This window comes from Streptomyces sp. NPDC031225, assembly GCF_055570355.1.
In genome coordinates, this window is sequence record NZ_JBVIHJ010000031.1 from 34,428 (window position 1) to 48,571 (window position 14,144).

Sequence of the window (14,144 nt, forward strand, 5' to 3'; positions counted from 1 at the left end):
CGGTCGGAAAATGTCCGATCGGCTCCCGGTCATTTCCCGGTCGACCGCCGATCGACTCCCGGTCGATTCCCGATGGGGATTCACGTCACATCGACGTTATGAGCATCGTCAAAGTGACGTGAAGCGGGTTATGATAGATAACGTCAGTTCGACGAAAAGTAGAAAGGGTGCGTGTCGTGACCACCGCCCAGACCACGGAGCTCGACGTACAGCCGACTCCGCTCGCCCTGTTGCTGCTCGGCCGCGAGGCCGACCCGAGGAGCGAGCGGGGCGTCGAGTGTCCCGGCGATCTGCCCTCGCCGTCCGACCCCGACCTGGTCGAGCGCGCCCGCGCGGCCAAGGAGAAGCTCGGCGACAAGGTGTTCGTTCTCGGCCACCACTACCAGCGTGACGAGGTCATCCAGTTCGCCGACGTCACGGGCGACTCCTTCAAGCTGGCCCGGGACGCGGCCGCGCGCCCCGAGGCCGAGTACATCGTGTTCTGCGGTGTGCACTTCATGGCGGAGTCCGCGGACATCCTGACGGGCGACGACCAGAAGGTCGTCCTCCCCGACCTCGCCGCCGGCTGCTCCATGGCCGACATGGCGACGGCCGAACAGGTCGCCGAGTGCTGGGACGTCCTCACCGAGGCCGGCATCGCCGAGCAGGTCGTGCCGGTGTCGTACATGAACTCCTCGGCGGACATCAAGGCGTTCACCGGCAAGCACGGGGGCCTGATCTGCACCTCGTCGAACGCCGAGCGCGCGCTCAACTGGGCCTTCGAGCAGGGCGAGAAGGTCCTGTTCCTGCCCGACCAGCACCTCGGCCGCAACACCGCGGTCCGTGACCTGGGCCTGTCCCTGGAGGACTGCGTCGTCTACAACCCCCACAAGCCGAACGGCGGTCTGACCGCCGAGCAGCTGCGGGACGCGAAGATGATCCTGTGGCGCGGGCACTGCTCGGTGCACGGCCGTTTCTCGCTGGAGTCCGTGGAGGACGTGCGCGCCCGGATCCCCGGGGTGAACGTCCTGGTGCACCCCGAGTGCACGCACGAGGTCGTGGCCGCGGCGGACTACGTCGGCTCGACCGAGTACATCATCAAGGCCCTGGAGGCGGCCCCGGCCGGCTCGAAGTGGGCCATCGGCACTGAGCTCAATCTCGTACGACGCCTCGCGAACCGTTTCGCACCGGAGGGCAAGGAGATCGTCTTCCTCGACAAGACCGTCTGCTTCTGCTCGACCATGAACCGCATCGACCTGCCCCACCTGGTCTGGACCCTGGAGTCGCTGGCCGCGGGCAAACTCGTCAACCGGATCGAGGTCGACAAGGAGACGGAGGCGTTCGCGAAGCTGGCGCTGGAGCGGATGCTGGCGCTGCCGTAGGACGGCCGCGGACTCCGCTCACCCCGACGCCCCGGGGTGAGCGGGGTCGAGGCTGAAGACGGTGCCGTCCGGGGTCCCGGCGATCAGCGCGCCGCCGTACGGCAGCACCTCGGACTTGATCACGTCGCCGCTCGCGAGCTGCTCGGCGTGCGCGCCCGTCTCCCACAGCAGCGTGCCCTTGCGCGCGTCGAGAGCCGCGACCCGGCCGCTGGTACTGACCAGGTACAGAGTGCGGGTGCGGCTGTCGTACGTGGGCTGGCCCGAGCCCTCGGCGCCGGTCCGGGTCTGCCACAGCTGCTTGCCGGTCAGCGGGGACACGGCGGTCACCTGGCCGTTGGCCTCGGTGATCCACAGGGTGTCGGCGGCCAGCGTCACCGCGCCCTCGTAGGTCTTCGACAGCTTCGTCGTGGTACCGGCGCCGCCGTCCGGGTCGAGGAGCATGATCTTGCCGAACGTCAGCTCCTCGGGGCGCGCCGGACCGACGGTGCCCCCGATCACAAGGGCAGGCCGGCCGTCGATGACGCCGAGCAGGCCGCTCGTGTACGGGGTCTTCAGCCGCCTGACGACCGATCCGTCGCTCCGGTTCAGCTCCAGGACCTCGGCGGTCCGGGTCTCGTCGCCCGGGAAGCAGTGCGCGTACAGGGCGGAGCCGGCCGTCGGGAACATGCAGTAGTTGTGGGCGGGCATCCGTGCGGTCCACCGGTCGGCGCCGGTGCGCGGGTCGCGGGCCGTCACCGACCGGCCGTCGGCGTCGGTGGTCAGGACCAGGTCGCCGGACAGGGCCAGGTCGACGCTCACGTCGTTCACCTTGCGGGCCCACAGCTTCTCGCCGCTGCCCGCGTCGAGGGCGACGACGCTGACCGTGCCGTCCCCGGCGCCGACCGGGTAGACGACCTGCCGGACGAGCACCGCGCCGTCCCGCACACCGAGGAGCGTGAAGCTGTTCAGCCCCTTCCTGCCGGAGCCGTCGGACGCGAGGGCGGAGCGCCAGACGGTCCTGCCGGTACGGCCGTCCAGGCGGACCGGAAGGATGTTGTTGCCCGCGCAGTAGACCGCGTCCTCGTACGTCCCGCAGGTGGCGTCGCCCGGGTCGCCGCTCTTCACCCCCAGCGCCTTGGCCGCGCCCCGCGGCGACGTCTCGTGCACCGTCGTCTGCCAGGGCTGCCAGCCTGCGGGGACCGCCGCCCACCGGGAGGTCACGGCCGGGGCGGCACTCGCCGCCCGGGGGCTGTCCGCGAACCCCGGCCCGAACCGCAGGTACCCCAGCAGTCCCAGGGCCAGCACCCCCACGGTGCCGGTCGCCACGAGCACGGGACGGCGGACACGGCTGCCGCGCCCGGACCTCGTCGTCGCGGCCGCGTCGCCCTCGGCGGAGGTCTCCTGGGCGGTGCGCAGCCGTTCCGCGCTCAGGGTCACTGTGGCCTGGTCGCCCGGGCCCGGTTCGGGCAGGGTGTCCGCGAACTCCTTGGCCAGCCGGTCGAGTTCGGGCCGGTCCGCGGCCTCCTTGGCCAGACAGCGTTCCAGGATCGCGCGCAGCGGCTGTGCCACGCCGTCGAGGACGGGTGACTCGTGGACGACCCGGAACGCGGTCAGATAGGGGCTGTCGGCGTCGAACGGCCCGCGACCTGTGGCCGAGAACACCAGCAGCGCGCCGAGCGAGAAGACGTCGGAGGCAGGACCGACCGTGCGGGCGTCGGTGAACTGTTCCGGGGACATGAAGGGCGGAGTGCCGATCATCTGCCCGGTCTCGGTGAGGGTGTTGTGGTTCTCGGCGGCGCGCGAGATGCCGAAGTCGATGACACGCGGGCCGTCCTCGGCCATCAGGACGTTGGCGGGCTTGAGGTCGCGGTGCACGACGCCGGCCCGGTGGATGTCCCGCAGCGCCTCCACCAACCCGAGGGCCAGCTGCCGCAGTTCGCCGTCCTTCAGCGCGCCCCGCTCGCGGATCCGCTCGGCTAGGGAGCGGCCGGGTACGTACTGGGTGGCCATCCAGGGCCGTACCGCCTCAGGGTCGGCGTCCACGACCGGGGCGGTGAAGGCACCGCTCACCTTGCGGACGGCCTCGATCTCCTGGCGGAAACGGGCGCGGAAGACCTTGTCCGCGGCGTGCTGGGCGTGTACGACCTTCACGGCGACCTCGCGTCCGGAACGCGCCCGGCCGCGGTAGACGATGCCCATGCCGCCGGCGCCGAGCCGGTCGACCAGTTTGTACCCGCCGACCGATCTCGGGTCGTCCTTGTGCAGTGGCACGCCCGAATCCCCTTCCGCGTGCGGCAGTTCGCGCGCACAGCATATGTAACGGGAGCGGAGGGTGCCCTCAGTGACCGCCGCAGGTGTTGAGGCGGGCGGCCCGGCGGGTCAGATAGTCGCGTTCGGCCAGGTTCGGGGCCTTGCGGGCGGCCTCGGCGTACAGACGGGCCGCTGTCGTCAGGTCGCCGTCGCGCTCGTGGAGGTAGGCCGCGACGGCCGTGTGGCGGGGCAGGGAGTCGTCCAGGGCGGCGAGGGCGGCGAGGCCCGCCCGGGGTCCGTCGGCCTCTCCGACGGCGACCGCGCGGTTGAGGCGGACGACGGGGCTGTCGGTCAGACGGGCGAGTTCGTCGTACCACTCGACGATCTGCACCCAGTCGGTCTCCTCGGCGGTGGGCGCGTCGGCGTGGAGGGCGGCGACGGCGGCCTGGGCCTGGAACTCGCCCAGCCGGTCACGCGCGAGGGCGTTCTGGAGGATCCGCACGCCCTCGGCGATCGCCGCGGTGTCCCAGCGGGTGCGGTCCTGCTCGGCGAGTGGCACCAGGCTGCCGTCGGGGGCGGTCCGGGAGGCGCGGCGGGCGTGGTGGAGCAGCATGAGGGCGAGCAGCCCGGCGACCTCGGGGTGGTCGATGACCGCGGCGAGCTGCCGGGTGAGCCGGACGGCCTCGGCGGCGAGGTCGACATCGCCGGAGTAGCCCTCGTTGAAGACGAGATAGAGGACGCGCAGCACGGTGGCGACGTCACCGGGACGGTCGAGGCGCACGCCGGAGACGGTCCGCTTGGCGCGGCTGATCCGCTGCGCCATGGTCGCCTCGGGCACCAGGTAGGCCTGGGCGATCTGGCGGGTGGTGAGCCCGCCGACGGCGCGCAGGGTGAGGGCGACGGCCGAGGACGGGGTCAGCGAGGGATGGGCGCACAGGAAGTACAGCTGGAGCGTGTCGTCGACGTCGGGGGCGGGTCCGGGCGCCGGTTCCTCGTCGATACGGTCCTCACGGCGGCGGCGGGCGGAGTCCGACCGGGTCGCGTCGAGGAACTTCCGCCAGGCCACGGTGACCAGCCAGCCCTTCGCGTCGCGCGGCGGGTCGGCCGGCCAGACGCGGACCGCCTCGACGAGCGCGTCCTGCACGGCGTCCTCGGCCGCCGCGAAGTCGGCTCCGCGGCGGACGAGGACGGCGAGCACGCTCGGTGTGAGGCTCCTGAGCAGGGCCTCATCCACCGGCGTGGCAGTCCGCGACGTTGGGATCCGCCGCGTAGAACGGGCGCAGCTCCAGCCACTCGTGGATCGGCTTGCCGCCCGCGCCGGGGGCTGCCGACAGCTCCCCGGCCAGTTCGACGGCCCGCTCGTGACTGTCGACGTCGATCACCATCCAGCCGGCGATGAGGTCCTTCGTCTCGGCGAACGGCCCGTCGGTGACCGGAGGGCGCCCCTCACCGTCGTACCGGACCCACTCCCCCTCGGGAGCGAGCGCCTGTCCCTCGACGTACTCCCCGCTCTCCTCCAGCCGGGCCGCGAAGTCCCGCATGTACTGCACGTGTGCCGAGATCTCCTCCGGCGTCCACTTCTCCATGGGCACGTCGTTGGCCGGAGCCGGGGCGCCACGGTAGTGCTTCAGCAGCAGGTACTTGGCCATGGTGTCTCTCCTCGGTCCTGATGCGACCCATTCTGGCCGCTCTCACAACGGGGACGGAGCGGGGCACGGGTTCTCGACATCGTCGCGAGAATTCCTTTTTTCACTCCACCCTCGGACGTACCAGCCCCGACTCGTACGCGATGACCACGAGCTGGGCCCGGTCGCGGGCGCCTAGCTTGGCCATGGCCCGGTTGACGTGGGTCTTGACGGTGAGCGGACTGACCTCCAGGCGCTCGGCGATCTCGTCGTTGGAGTGACCTCCGGCGACCTGGACGAGGACCTCGCGTTCGCGGTGGGTGAGGGCGGCGAGGCGCTCGGAGCGGAGGGGGTCGTGCTCGTCGTCCACGTCCCGCTGGGCGAGGAAACGGGCGATCAGGCCCTTGGTGGCGGCCGGGGACAGCAGTGCCTCGCCGCCGGCCGCGACACGGATGGCGGCGAGGAGTTCCTCGGGCTCGCTGCCCTTGCCGAGGAAGCCGGAGGCGCCGGCGCGCAGGGACTGCACGACGTAGTCGTCGACCTCGAAGGTCGTCAGGATGACCACGCGGACGTGGGCGAGGGTCGGGTCGGCGCTGATCATGCGGGTGGCCGCGAGACCGTCCGTGCCGGGCATCCGGATGTCCATGAGGACCACGTCGGCACGCTCCTGCCTGGCCAGACGTACGGCCTCGGCACCGTCCGACGCCTCGCCGACCACCTCCATGTCCGGCTCCGAGTCGACGAGCACCCGGAAGGCACTGCGCAGCAGCGCCTGGTCGTCGGCGAGCAGGACACGGATCGTCATACGGGCTCTCCCGGGTGGTCCCTGGCTGTGCTTCGGGTCTTGACCGGCAGGATCGCGTGGACGCGGAAACCGCCTCCGTAGCGGGGGCCGGTGGTGAGGGTGCCGCGCAGGGCGGTGACGCGCTCGCGCATGCCGAGGAGGCCGTGGCCGCCGCCGTCGTCGGGGTGGTCCTCCTCGCCGGGGCCGTTGTCGAGGACCGTGATCTCCACGTTCGGGCCGACGCGTACGACGCTGACCTCGGCCTTCGGCTCGGTACCGGCGTGCTTCTGGACGTTGGTGAGGGCTTCCTGGATGACGCGGTAGGCGGCCAGGTCCACGGCGGCGGGGAGCGCGGTGCCGTGGTCGGCGCGGGCGACCTCGACCCGCAGCCCCGCGTTGCGGAAGGTGCCGACGAGTTCGTCGAGGCGGGCGAGGCCGGGGGCGGGTTCGGTGGGGGCCTCGGGGTCGCCGGACTGCCGGAGCAGACCCACCGTGGCGCGCAGTTCGTTGAGTGCGGAACGGCTGGCCTCGCGGACGTGGGCGAGGGCCTCCTTGGCCTGGTCGGGCCGCTTGTCCATCACATGGGCGGCGACGCCGGCCTGGACGTTGACCAGGGCGATGTGGTGGGCGACGACGTCGTGCAGGTCACGGGCGATGCGCAGGCGTTCCTCGGCGACCCGGCGGCGGGCCTCCTCCTCACGGGTGCGCTCGGCCTTCTCGGCGCGCTCCCTGATGGCCTGGACGAAGGCGCGGCGGCTGCGGACGGCGTCGCCCGCGGTGGCGCCGATACCGGTCCAGGCGAAGATGCCGAGGTTCTCCTGGGCGTACCAGGGCAGGGGTCCCGCCAGCATCGCGGCGCCGGTGAGCACGGTCATGGTGAGCAGGCCGACGCGCCAGGTGGTGGGGCGGTCGGTGCGGGAGGCGACGGTGAACAGGGCGATGACCGCGGACATGGCGACGGGGGCGCGGGGGTCGCCGGTGACGGACTCGATCAGGGAGACGGTGCCGGTGAGGGCGAGGACCGTGAGGGGGGCGCGGCGGCGGAAGACCAGGGCGACGGCGCCGAGGGCCATGAGGACGAGACTGAGCGGGGCAGGGGTGCGGATGCTCCAGCTGACGGCGTCGTTCTGATGGGGGGCGACGAAGGAGCCGGCCACCATGCAGGCGAGGACGCCCGACGCGAGTATCGCGTCCAGTGCCAAGGGGTGCGCCTTGAGCTGCTTGTGGACGCGGTCGAGTGTGCTGCTCACGTCTGAACGATGGAGGGCGCCTGTCCACCCCGGAACCGGTGGTGGCCGTGGCCCGGGACGACCGCGGTCACCCCGGGATCAGACCGTCGTCGCTCAGGAGGTCCCGTACCTCTTCCAGGGTCGCGTCCTCGGCCGGGAGGATCAGCTGCGAGGGTTCCAGGGAGTCGTCCGGGAGGGGCTCGCCCAGTTCACGGACCCTGGTGAGGAGGGCTGTCAGGGTGCGACGGAAGCCCGGACCGTCGCCGTTCTCCATCTCGGCCAACAGCTCGTCGTCCAGCTTGTCCAGGTCGGTGAGGTGGCTGTCGGCCAGCCTCACCTGACCCTCCCCCATGATCCGTACGATCATGTCGCCCTCCTCGGCGTGGCCCCTACTGCTTGTCGAAGCGAGGGGTGTCCTGCGGCTGCTGCTGGGACTGCGCCTGTCCGGTGCCGCCCTCGATCGCCTGCTGCGACGAGGAGGAACCTCCCGCCAGCTCCGCCTTCATGCGCTGGAGTTCCAGCTCCACATCCGTACCACCGGAGAGGCGGTCCAGCTCGGCCTGGATGTCGTCCTTGTGCATGCCGGACTGGTCGTCCAGGACGCCGGAGGCCAGCAGTTCGTCGATCGCACCGGCCCTGGCCTGGAGCTGGGCCGTCTTGTCCTCGGCCCGCTGAATGGCCAGGCCCACGTCGCCCATCTCCTCGGAGATGCCGGAAAAGGCCTCACCGATCCGGGTCTGCGCCTGGGCCGCCGTGTACGTGGCCTTGATGGTCTCCTTCTTCGTACGGAAGGCGTCCACCTTGGCCTGGAGGCGCTGGGCCGCAAGGGTGAGCTTCTCCTCCTCGCCCTGCAGCGTGGAGTGCTGTGTCTCGAGGTCCGTCACCTGCTGCTGGAGCGCGGCACGACGGGACAGCGCCTCGCGGGCGAGGTCCTCCCGGCCGAGCGCGAGGGCCTTGCGGCCCTGGTCCTCCAGCTTCGAGGACTGCGACTGAAGCTGGTTGAGCTGGAGCTCCAGACGCTTGCGGGAGGTGGCCACGTCGGCCACGCCCCGGCGTACCTTCTGAAGCAGCTCCAGCTGTTTCTGGTACGAGTAATCGAGGGTCTCGCGCGGATCCTCGGCCCGGTCAAGGGCCTTGTTCGCCTTCGCGCGGAAGATCATCCCCATACGCTTCATGACACCGCTCATGGGCTTCGCGCGCCCCCTTCTGACGGACTTCCAGCACCAGCTCTGCGACAGAACCCACAGTACGGGCCCTGCATCCATTGACGCACTGTTCCGGGACGGATGCGGTCATCCCCAAGGACGACTGACCAATCCCTTGCTCCGGCGTGAGGAGTAGGTGACCTTCAGGGTCCGCTCGGGTTCGGCACACGTCCCGCACGGGTTCGGCACGGGTCTGCATTCGGTCACCGGACGTCCCCTCTGTCCCCATGGATGACGACTGGCGTTGCCGGATCGTTCCCCACCGGGCTGGGGTCCAACCCCGGACACCCCTTACCCTTGGGTTTTGTGTTCCGTAGCCGTGCCACCAAGGAAGAGAAGGCCGCCGTCGCCGACAAGGCGCAGCTGACCGACTCCAAGCAGATCCGTGACCCGCAGGCCCCCAAGGGCAGGCCCACGCCCAAGCGCAGTGCGGCCCAGTCCCAGCGCCGCAGCGTCGCCAACACGCCGTCGACGCGCAAGGAGGCCTCCAAGCGCCAGCGTGACGACCGCCGTGCCGCGCTGGAGAGGCAGCGCCAGGCGCTGGCCGGCGGCGACGAGCGATACCTGCCCGCACGCGACAAGGGCCCGGTGCGCAAGTACGCCCGCGACTTCATCGACTCCCGGTTCAACGTGGCGGAGTTCTTCCTCCCGATGGCCGTGGTCATCCTCGTGCTGAGCCTGGTGCGGGTGGGTGCGCTCCAGAGCATCGCGCTGATGCTGTGGCTCGTCGTGATCGTGCTGATCGTGCTCGACGCGATCCTCAACGGCTTCCGTCTGAAGAAGCGGCTCGCCGAGCGCTTCCCGGACCACAACCGGAAGGGCGCGGTCGCCTACGCCCTCATGCGCTCTCTGCAGATGCGTCGCCTCCGGTTGCCGAAGCCGCAGGTCAAGCGCGGAGAGCGGCCCTGAGTACGACGTCTTTCTCCGGGGGCGCGGCCGATGCCTGGCTGGACAAGCTGGGCGGGCTGCGGAACGTCGTACGTCAGGAGCTGGTGGCCCGGCAGCTCGACGAGCAGATAGTCGGGCGGTACCCGGTCGGACAGCGGCTGCGGGTGCTCGACGTGGGCATGGGCCAGGGCACGCAGGCGCTGCGGCTGGCCCGGGCCGGGCATCAGGTGACCGGGCTCGAGAAGGACGCCAGGATGGTCGCGGCGGCCCGGGAGTCCCTGTCCGCCGAGCCGGAGGGCATCCGGGAGCGGATGCGGATCATCGAGGGCGACGGCCGGGACACCGGGGTGCACTTCCTGCCGGGCAGTTTCGACGTCGTGCTCTGCCACGGTGTGCTCATGTACGTCGAGGAGCCTGATCCGCTGCTGGCGGGACTGGCGCGGATGCTGGCACCGGGCGGACTGCTGTCGCTGCTCGTGCGGAACGCCGACGCGCTGGCGATGCGGCCGGGGCTGGCCGGGGACTGGGCCGGCACGTGGGACGCCTTCGACTCGGTGGCGTACCGGAACCGGCTGGGGCTCGACGTTCGCGCCGACCGGCTGAGCACGCTTACGGCGACGCTCGCGGGGATCGGGGCGCCGCTCCGGGCCTGGTACGGCGTGCGGGTGTTCACGGACACGGCCACGGACGAAGCGGAGGTCCCCGCCGACGCGGAGACCCTGCTGGCCTGCGAGGAGCGGGCGGGCCGGACGGATCCGTACCGGGGGGTCGCCGCGCTGCTGCATCTGTGCGGTGTGCGGGGCTGAGCCCGCTCGGATGCCCTGAGCCTGACCCGGACCGGACGGGCCCTCCGGCGAGGGCGACAGCGGCGGCGGTCTCGCCGACGGTGCCGACGATCGCCGAGAGCGGCAGGGTCGAAAGGTCCGTGGCCTTCACGCCTGGCGTCGGCGCGAGGACCGTCCCTGTGACGCCGGGTGAGCAGGGACGGAGGAGGTGGGCGAGGGTGTGCGACTACCCTCGCCCGTCCGTGTCAGGCCTCCTCGGCCGCGCGCAGGCTCATCGGGCCGTAGATCTCCGTGGCGTCCTCGAACAGCCGCACCTGTTCGGCACCGCCGGCGAGCAGGGGCTTCCAGTACTCGCCGAGCCAGGACTCCGCGTCTCCCTGGGTGGTGAACTCCTCCGGCTCCACCGCGGGCTGGGTCTCCGCGCCGTCGGCCTTCTCGAACCGCCAGATCCATGTCGCCATGCAGGCCTCCCTCGTATGGGCACGTTCCGTGGTCGAGCCTATGCGTTCCGCTGGGCCGGACGGAACAAGATCGCGACAGTTCGTCGTCCTCGGCCGGATGCCGGCACAGCCCCGCGCCCCTTGAAGGCACCTCTGCGCGGGCAGGGTCAACGGGCACCGGCGAGAATCGGCTCGTGGAACTCACTCTTCTCGGTACCGGTGCCCCCGACGGTCTTCCCCACCCCGGCTGTCCCTGCGCCGCCTGTGCCGTCGCCGTCGGGGCGGACGCCCGTGGTGCCACCGCGGTGCTCGTCGACGGGGCCCTGCTGCTCGATCTGACCCCCGGTGCCGCCTTCGCCGCCGCCCGCGCGGGGCGTTCACTCGCAGGCGTACGGCAGGTACTGCTGTCGCATCCTCATGACGGGCCGGCGGTCGAGGTGCCTGCCGGGCTTCCGCAGCCGGCCCGGGTGCCGGACGGGCGGGAGTTGGCGTTGCTGACGGGGCACCGGGTGCGGGCCGTCGCCATGGACGCGCCGGGGACCGGCTACGCCGTCACCGGACCCGACGGGCAGCGCGCACTGTATCTGCCGCCCGGAGGCGCGCCCGCCGGGCTGGAGGAGAGGGCCGTCGAGTCGTACGACATGGTGCTCGCCGATGTCGTACGGCGGCCGGACGCGCTGGCCCGGCTGCGGGCCGTGGGAGCGGTCGGGCCCACGACCGACGTCGTCGCCGTCCATCTCGATCACGACGTGCCTCCCGGTGCCGAGTTGCGGCGGAGGCTGGCGGCCGCCGGGGCGCGGGCCGTTCCCGACGGGACGACGCTGACGGTCGGGGCCTACGAGGACGTACCGGACGTGCCGCGGCGGACGCTGGTGCTGGGCGGCGCGCGGTCCGGGAAGTCGGTGGAGGCCGAGCGCCGGCTGGAGGCCTTTCCCGAGGTGCTGTATGTCGCGACGGGCGGGTCCCGGAACGGGGACACCGAGTGGGCCTCCCGGGTCTCCGTGCACCGGGAGCGGCGGCCCGGATCCTGGCGTACGACCGAGACGTGCGATCTGGTGCCGCTGCTGAAGGACGACGGGGCGCCGCTGCTGATCGACTGTCTGTCGCTGTGGCTGACGGATGCGATGGACGCCGTGGGGGCGTGGGACGACGCCGAGTGGGCCGACGGAGGGGAGCGTGAACTGCGGGCGCGGGTACGGGAGTTGACGGATTCGGTGCGGGCCGCGCGGCGGACCGTGGTCGCCGTGACGAACGAGGTGGGGTCGGGGATCGTGCCGGCCACCGCGTCCGGACGCCGGTACCGGGATGAGCTGGGGCGGCTGAACGCGGCGTTCGCGGGCGAGTGCGAGCAGGTGGTGCTGGTGGTGGCGGGACAGGCGCTGGTGCTACGGGGCTGAGGCGTCCGCGCTGCGGGTGTCCGCGGTCCGGGCCTCCGCGTTTCCTGCCTCCGTGCTGCCGGTGTCCGTGATGCCTGCGTCCGCGCTCCCCGGCTCCGCACCATCGGTGTCCGCGATGCCTGCGTCCATGCGGCCGGTGTTCACGGCCCCTGCGGCCGCGTTGCCTGCCTCTGCGCTCTTGCGGGCGATCACCCGGTACGCCTTCGCGAAGCGGGTGCCCGCGAGGAGGAGGGCCAGGGTGTGGTCCAGTGCTCTCGCGGCCGGGATCAGCGGTTTGGCCACCCTCGGGGGCAGGGCCCGGGTCAGACGGGTCGTCACGCGGTCCGGGACGTGCGCGGATCTACGGGTCGTGGTGACGATCGCGCAGCCCTGGGACTCCAGTTCGGCGCGGGGGTCGTCCGGGGACTCCACGAGGAGGTGGCCGCCGGTGCGCAGCACTGCGAGGGCGGCCCGGAGGTCCTCGGGGCCCGGGCTCCGGCCCAGCAGGCTGACGACGTCGTAGCGGCCCCCCAGGCGGGTGGTGATCCGCGGGTCCGTCAGCCGGCCCAGATGGGCCTCCTCAAGGCGTTCGACCGCCTGGGCGTACACCACGCGGGGTGAGGGGTCCAGGCCGTCGAAGGCCGTGTAGGGGAAGAAGGCTCTCGCCGCCTCCGGGAAGTCCGCGTACCCCGTCTCCACGTCCAGCCAGCTCTCCGGTTCGGGGAACGCCAGCATCGCGCGGGCGGTGGAGCGAAGACGCCGTACGGAAGGGGCGGTTGATGCGGTCATGAGGCCTCCCGGCGACGCACGTCAATTCACTACAAAACGGAACGTATGGGATCTCGATCTTGGGTGCAATGACACCAGGGCCACGTGGCGCCCCCGTGTTCGATCAGGGCCGGTACTGTTCGGCGAATGAGCTCGCTTAATCTCGACGACTTCTCCGATCTGATCGAGCGCCCCGACGGCGGGGTGCGTCGCGACGCCGAGGCGCGCCGGGAACGTCAGATCGTGCCGCCCGGGGCGCTGGGCCGCCTCGACGAACTGGGTGAGTGGCTGGCCGCGGCGCAGTCGGCCGTTCCGGTACGAGCGATCGAACGGCCGCGGGTCGTCCTGTTCGCCGGTGACCACGGGATCGCCGGCCAGGGCGTCTCCGGGCGGCCCGCGGGCAGCGCCTCGGAGCTGGTGCGGGAGGTCCTGGAGGGCGGCCGCCCGGTGTCCGTCCTCGCGCGGCGGCTGGGCGTGCCGGTGCGGGTCGTCGACATGGCGCTGGACTGCGATCCGGCCGAGCTGCCGGAGGACGTCGTACGGCACCGGGTGCGGCGCGGGAGCGGTCGTATCGACGTCGAGGACGCGCTGACGGCCGAGGAGGCGGAGGCCGCCTTCCGGGCCGGGGTCGCGGTGGCCGACGAGGAGGCCGACTCCGGGACCGATCTCGTGGTGCTCGGCGATGTGAGCGTGGGCGGCACCACGGTGGCCGGGGTGCTGGTCGCCGCGCTGTGCGGAACCGACGCGTCCGTCGTGACCGGGCGGGGCGGGACCGGGATCGACGACCTGGCGTGGATGCGCAAGTGCGCGGCGATCCGGGACGCGCTGCGGCGGGCGCGGCCGGTGCTCGGGCACCAGTTGCAGTTGCTGGCGACGGTGGGCGGGGCCGACCTGGCCGCGATCACGGGCTTTCTGCTCCAGAGCGCGGTGCGCAAGCTGCCCGTGGTGCTGGACGGGGTGGTCGTGGCCGCCTGCGCCCTGGTGGGGCAGCGGATCGCGTTCCGGGCGCCGGACTGGTGGCTGGCCGGGCACAACAGCGGTGAGCCGGGGCAGGCGAAGGCACTGGACCGGATGGCTCTGGAACCGCTGCTCGACCACGGCGTGACGGTCGGTGAGGGCGCGGGCGGGCTGCTGGCGCTGCCCCTGGTGCAGGCCGCGGCGGCACTGGCCGCCGAGCTGCCCGAGAAGCCCTCGCCCGCCGAGGACGAGCCGGAGGCACAGACGCAGGCGGAGGCGGCAGAGGCGGAGACGGCGACGGAAGCTGTGACGGAAGCGGCGGTCGCCGTAGAACCCGTAGAACCCGTGGAATTCGTGGACGAGAAGAAGGACGAGTAGGGGGTAGCCGCCCGACCGGCTGGGCACTGCCGGTTCCGGCGGTGCGGCCGAGCGCTCTCGCGGCGGAAAAGAGAGACAGGCGAGTGCCGCGGCTGCGCAAGCGCGGGCGCAAGGGGCAT

14 protein-coding genes are annotated in these 14,144 nt (G+C 71.9%); 5 read left to right on the top strand and 9 right to left on the bottom strand.

Going from position 1 to position 14,144, the window contains the following annotated elements:
* Positions 1–176: 176 nt before the first annotated feature.
* Positions 177–1,361, top strand: coding sequence for a quinolinate synthase NadA (gene nadA / locus ACZ48Z_RS38525; RefSeq protein WP_468740562.1), 1,185 nt, complete (start codon positions 177–179; stop codon positions 1,359–1,361).
* A gap of 18 nt (positions 1,362–1,379) precedes the next feature.
* Here nadA and ACZ48Z_RS38530 read toward each other — a convergent pair whose 3' ends face one another.
* The 7 genes from ACZ48Z_RS38530 to ACZ48Z_RS38560 all read right to left on the bottom strand — a co-directional run bounded on the left by ACZ48Z_RS38530 (position 1,380) and on the right by ACZ48Z_RS38560 (position 8,403).
* Positions 1,380–3,611, bottom strand: a complete 2,232-nt coding sequence (locus tag ACZ48Z_RS38530; RefSeq protein ID WP_468740563.1) for a protein kinase domain-containing protein — start codon at positions 3,609–3,611, stop codon at positions 1,380–1,382.
* Positions 3,612–3,678: 67 nt separating this feature from the next.
* Positions 3,679–4,824: an RNA polymerase sigma factor gene (locus ACZ48Z_RS38535; protein ID WP_468740564.1), complete on the bottom strand. Its 1,146-nt coding sequence runs from the start codon at positions 4,822–4,824 to the stop codon at positions 3,679–3,681.
* Positions 4,817–5,239 carry a YciI family protein gene (locus ACZ48Z_RS38540; RefSeq protein WP_468740565.1) on the bottom strand — a complete coding sequence of 141 codons (423 nt, stop codon included), beginning with the start codon at positions 5,237–5,239 and terminating at the stop codon, positions 4,817–4,819. Before ACZ48Z_RS38540 ends, ACZ48Z_RS38535 begins: the two co-directional genes overlap by 8 nt.
* A 100-nt stretch (positions 5,240–5,339) precedes the next feature.
* A complete protein-coding gene (locus ACZ48Z_RS38545) occupies positions 5,340–6,020 on the bottom strand; it encodes a response regulator (RefSeq protein ID WP_468740566.1) in 681 nt (226 codons plus the stop codon).
* A complete protein-coding gene (locus ACZ48Z_RS38550; protein WP_468740567.1) occupies positions 6,017–7,249 on the bottom strand; it encodes a sensor histidine kinase in 1,233 nt (410 codons plus the stop codon). The genes ACZ48Z_RS38545 and ACZ48Z_RS38550 overlap by 4 nt, the downstream gene beginning before the upstream one ends.
* A 67-nt stretch (positions 7,250–7,316) precedes the next feature.
* Positions 7,317–7,595, bottom strand: a complete 279-nt coding sequence (gene pspAA, locus ACZ48Z_RS38555) for a PspA-associated protein PspAA (protein ID WP_468740568.1) — start codon at positions 7,593–7,595, stop codon at positions 7,317–7,319.
* A 22-nt stretch (positions 7,596–7,617) separates the two neighbouring features.
* A complete protein-coding gene (locus ACZ48Z_RS38560; RefSeq protein WP_389107146.1) occupies positions 7,618–8,403 on the bottom strand; it encodes a PspA/IM30 family protein in 786 nt (261 codons plus the stop codon).
* Positions 8,404–8,664: 261 nt separating this feature from the next.
* Between ACZ48Z_RS38560 and ACZ48Z_RS38565 the strand changes: the two genes are divergently transcribed.
* A complete protein-coding gene (locus ACZ48Z_RS38565; RefSeq protein ID WP_468740569.1) occupies positions 8,665–9,342 on the top strand; it encodes a DUF3043 domain-containing protein in 678 nt (225 codons plus the stop codon).
* An 83-nt stretch (positions 9,343–9,425) separates the two neighbouring features.
* Positions 9,426–10,127 (top strand): methyltransferase domain-containing protein, encoded by a 702-nt coding sequence (locus ACZ48Z_RS38570; RefSeq protein WP_468740570.1) that lies wholly within the window; start codon positions 9,426–9,428, stop codon positions 10,125–10,127.
* Positions 10,128–10,351: 224 nt separating this feature from the next.
* Here ACZ48Z_RS38570 and ACZ48Z_RS38575 read toward each other — a convergent pair whose 3' ends face one another.
* Positions 10,352–10,567: a hypothetical protein gene (locus ACZ48Z_RS38575; protein WP_328746706.1), complete on the bottom strand. Its 216-nt coding sequence runs from the start codon at positions 10,565–10,567 to the stop codon at positions 10,352–10,354.
* A gap of 173 nt (positions 10,568–10,740) precedes the next feature.
* Here ACZ48Z_RS38575 and ACZ48Z_RS38580 point away from each other — a divergent pair, with 173 nt between their 5' ends.
* On the top strand, positions 10,741–11,943 hold the full coding sequence (locus ACZ48Z_RS38580) for a bifunctional adenosylcobinamide kinase/adenosylcobinamide-phosphate guanylyltransferase (RefSeq protein WP_468740571.1): 1,203 nt from the start codon (positions 10,741–10,743) through the stop codon (positions 11,941–11,943).
* Here the strand turns inward: ACZ48Z_RS38580 and ACZ48Z_RS38585 are convergent.
* The gene (locus ACZ48Z_RS38585; RefSeq protein ID WP_468740572.1) at positions 11,932–12,711 is read right to left on the bottom strand and encodes a class I SAM-dependent methyltransferase; all 780 of its coding nucleotides are present in this window, start codon (positions 12,709–12,711) and stop codon (positions 11,932–11,934) included. The two genes, ACZ48Z_RS38580 and ACZ48Z_RS38585, sit on opposite strands and share 12 nt — an antisense overlap.
* Positions 12,712–12,837: 126 nt before the next feature.
* Here ACZ48Z_RS38585 and cobT point away from each other — a divergent pair, with 126 nt between their 5' ends.
* Positions 12,838–14,025, top strand: coding sequence for a nicotinate-nucleotide--dimethylbenzimidazole phosphoribosyltransferase (cobT, locus tag ACZ48Z_RS38590; protein ID WP_468740573.1), 1,188 nt, complete (start codon positions 12,838–12,840; stop codon positions 14,023–14,025).
* Positions 14,026–14,144 lie beyond the last annotated feature (119 nt).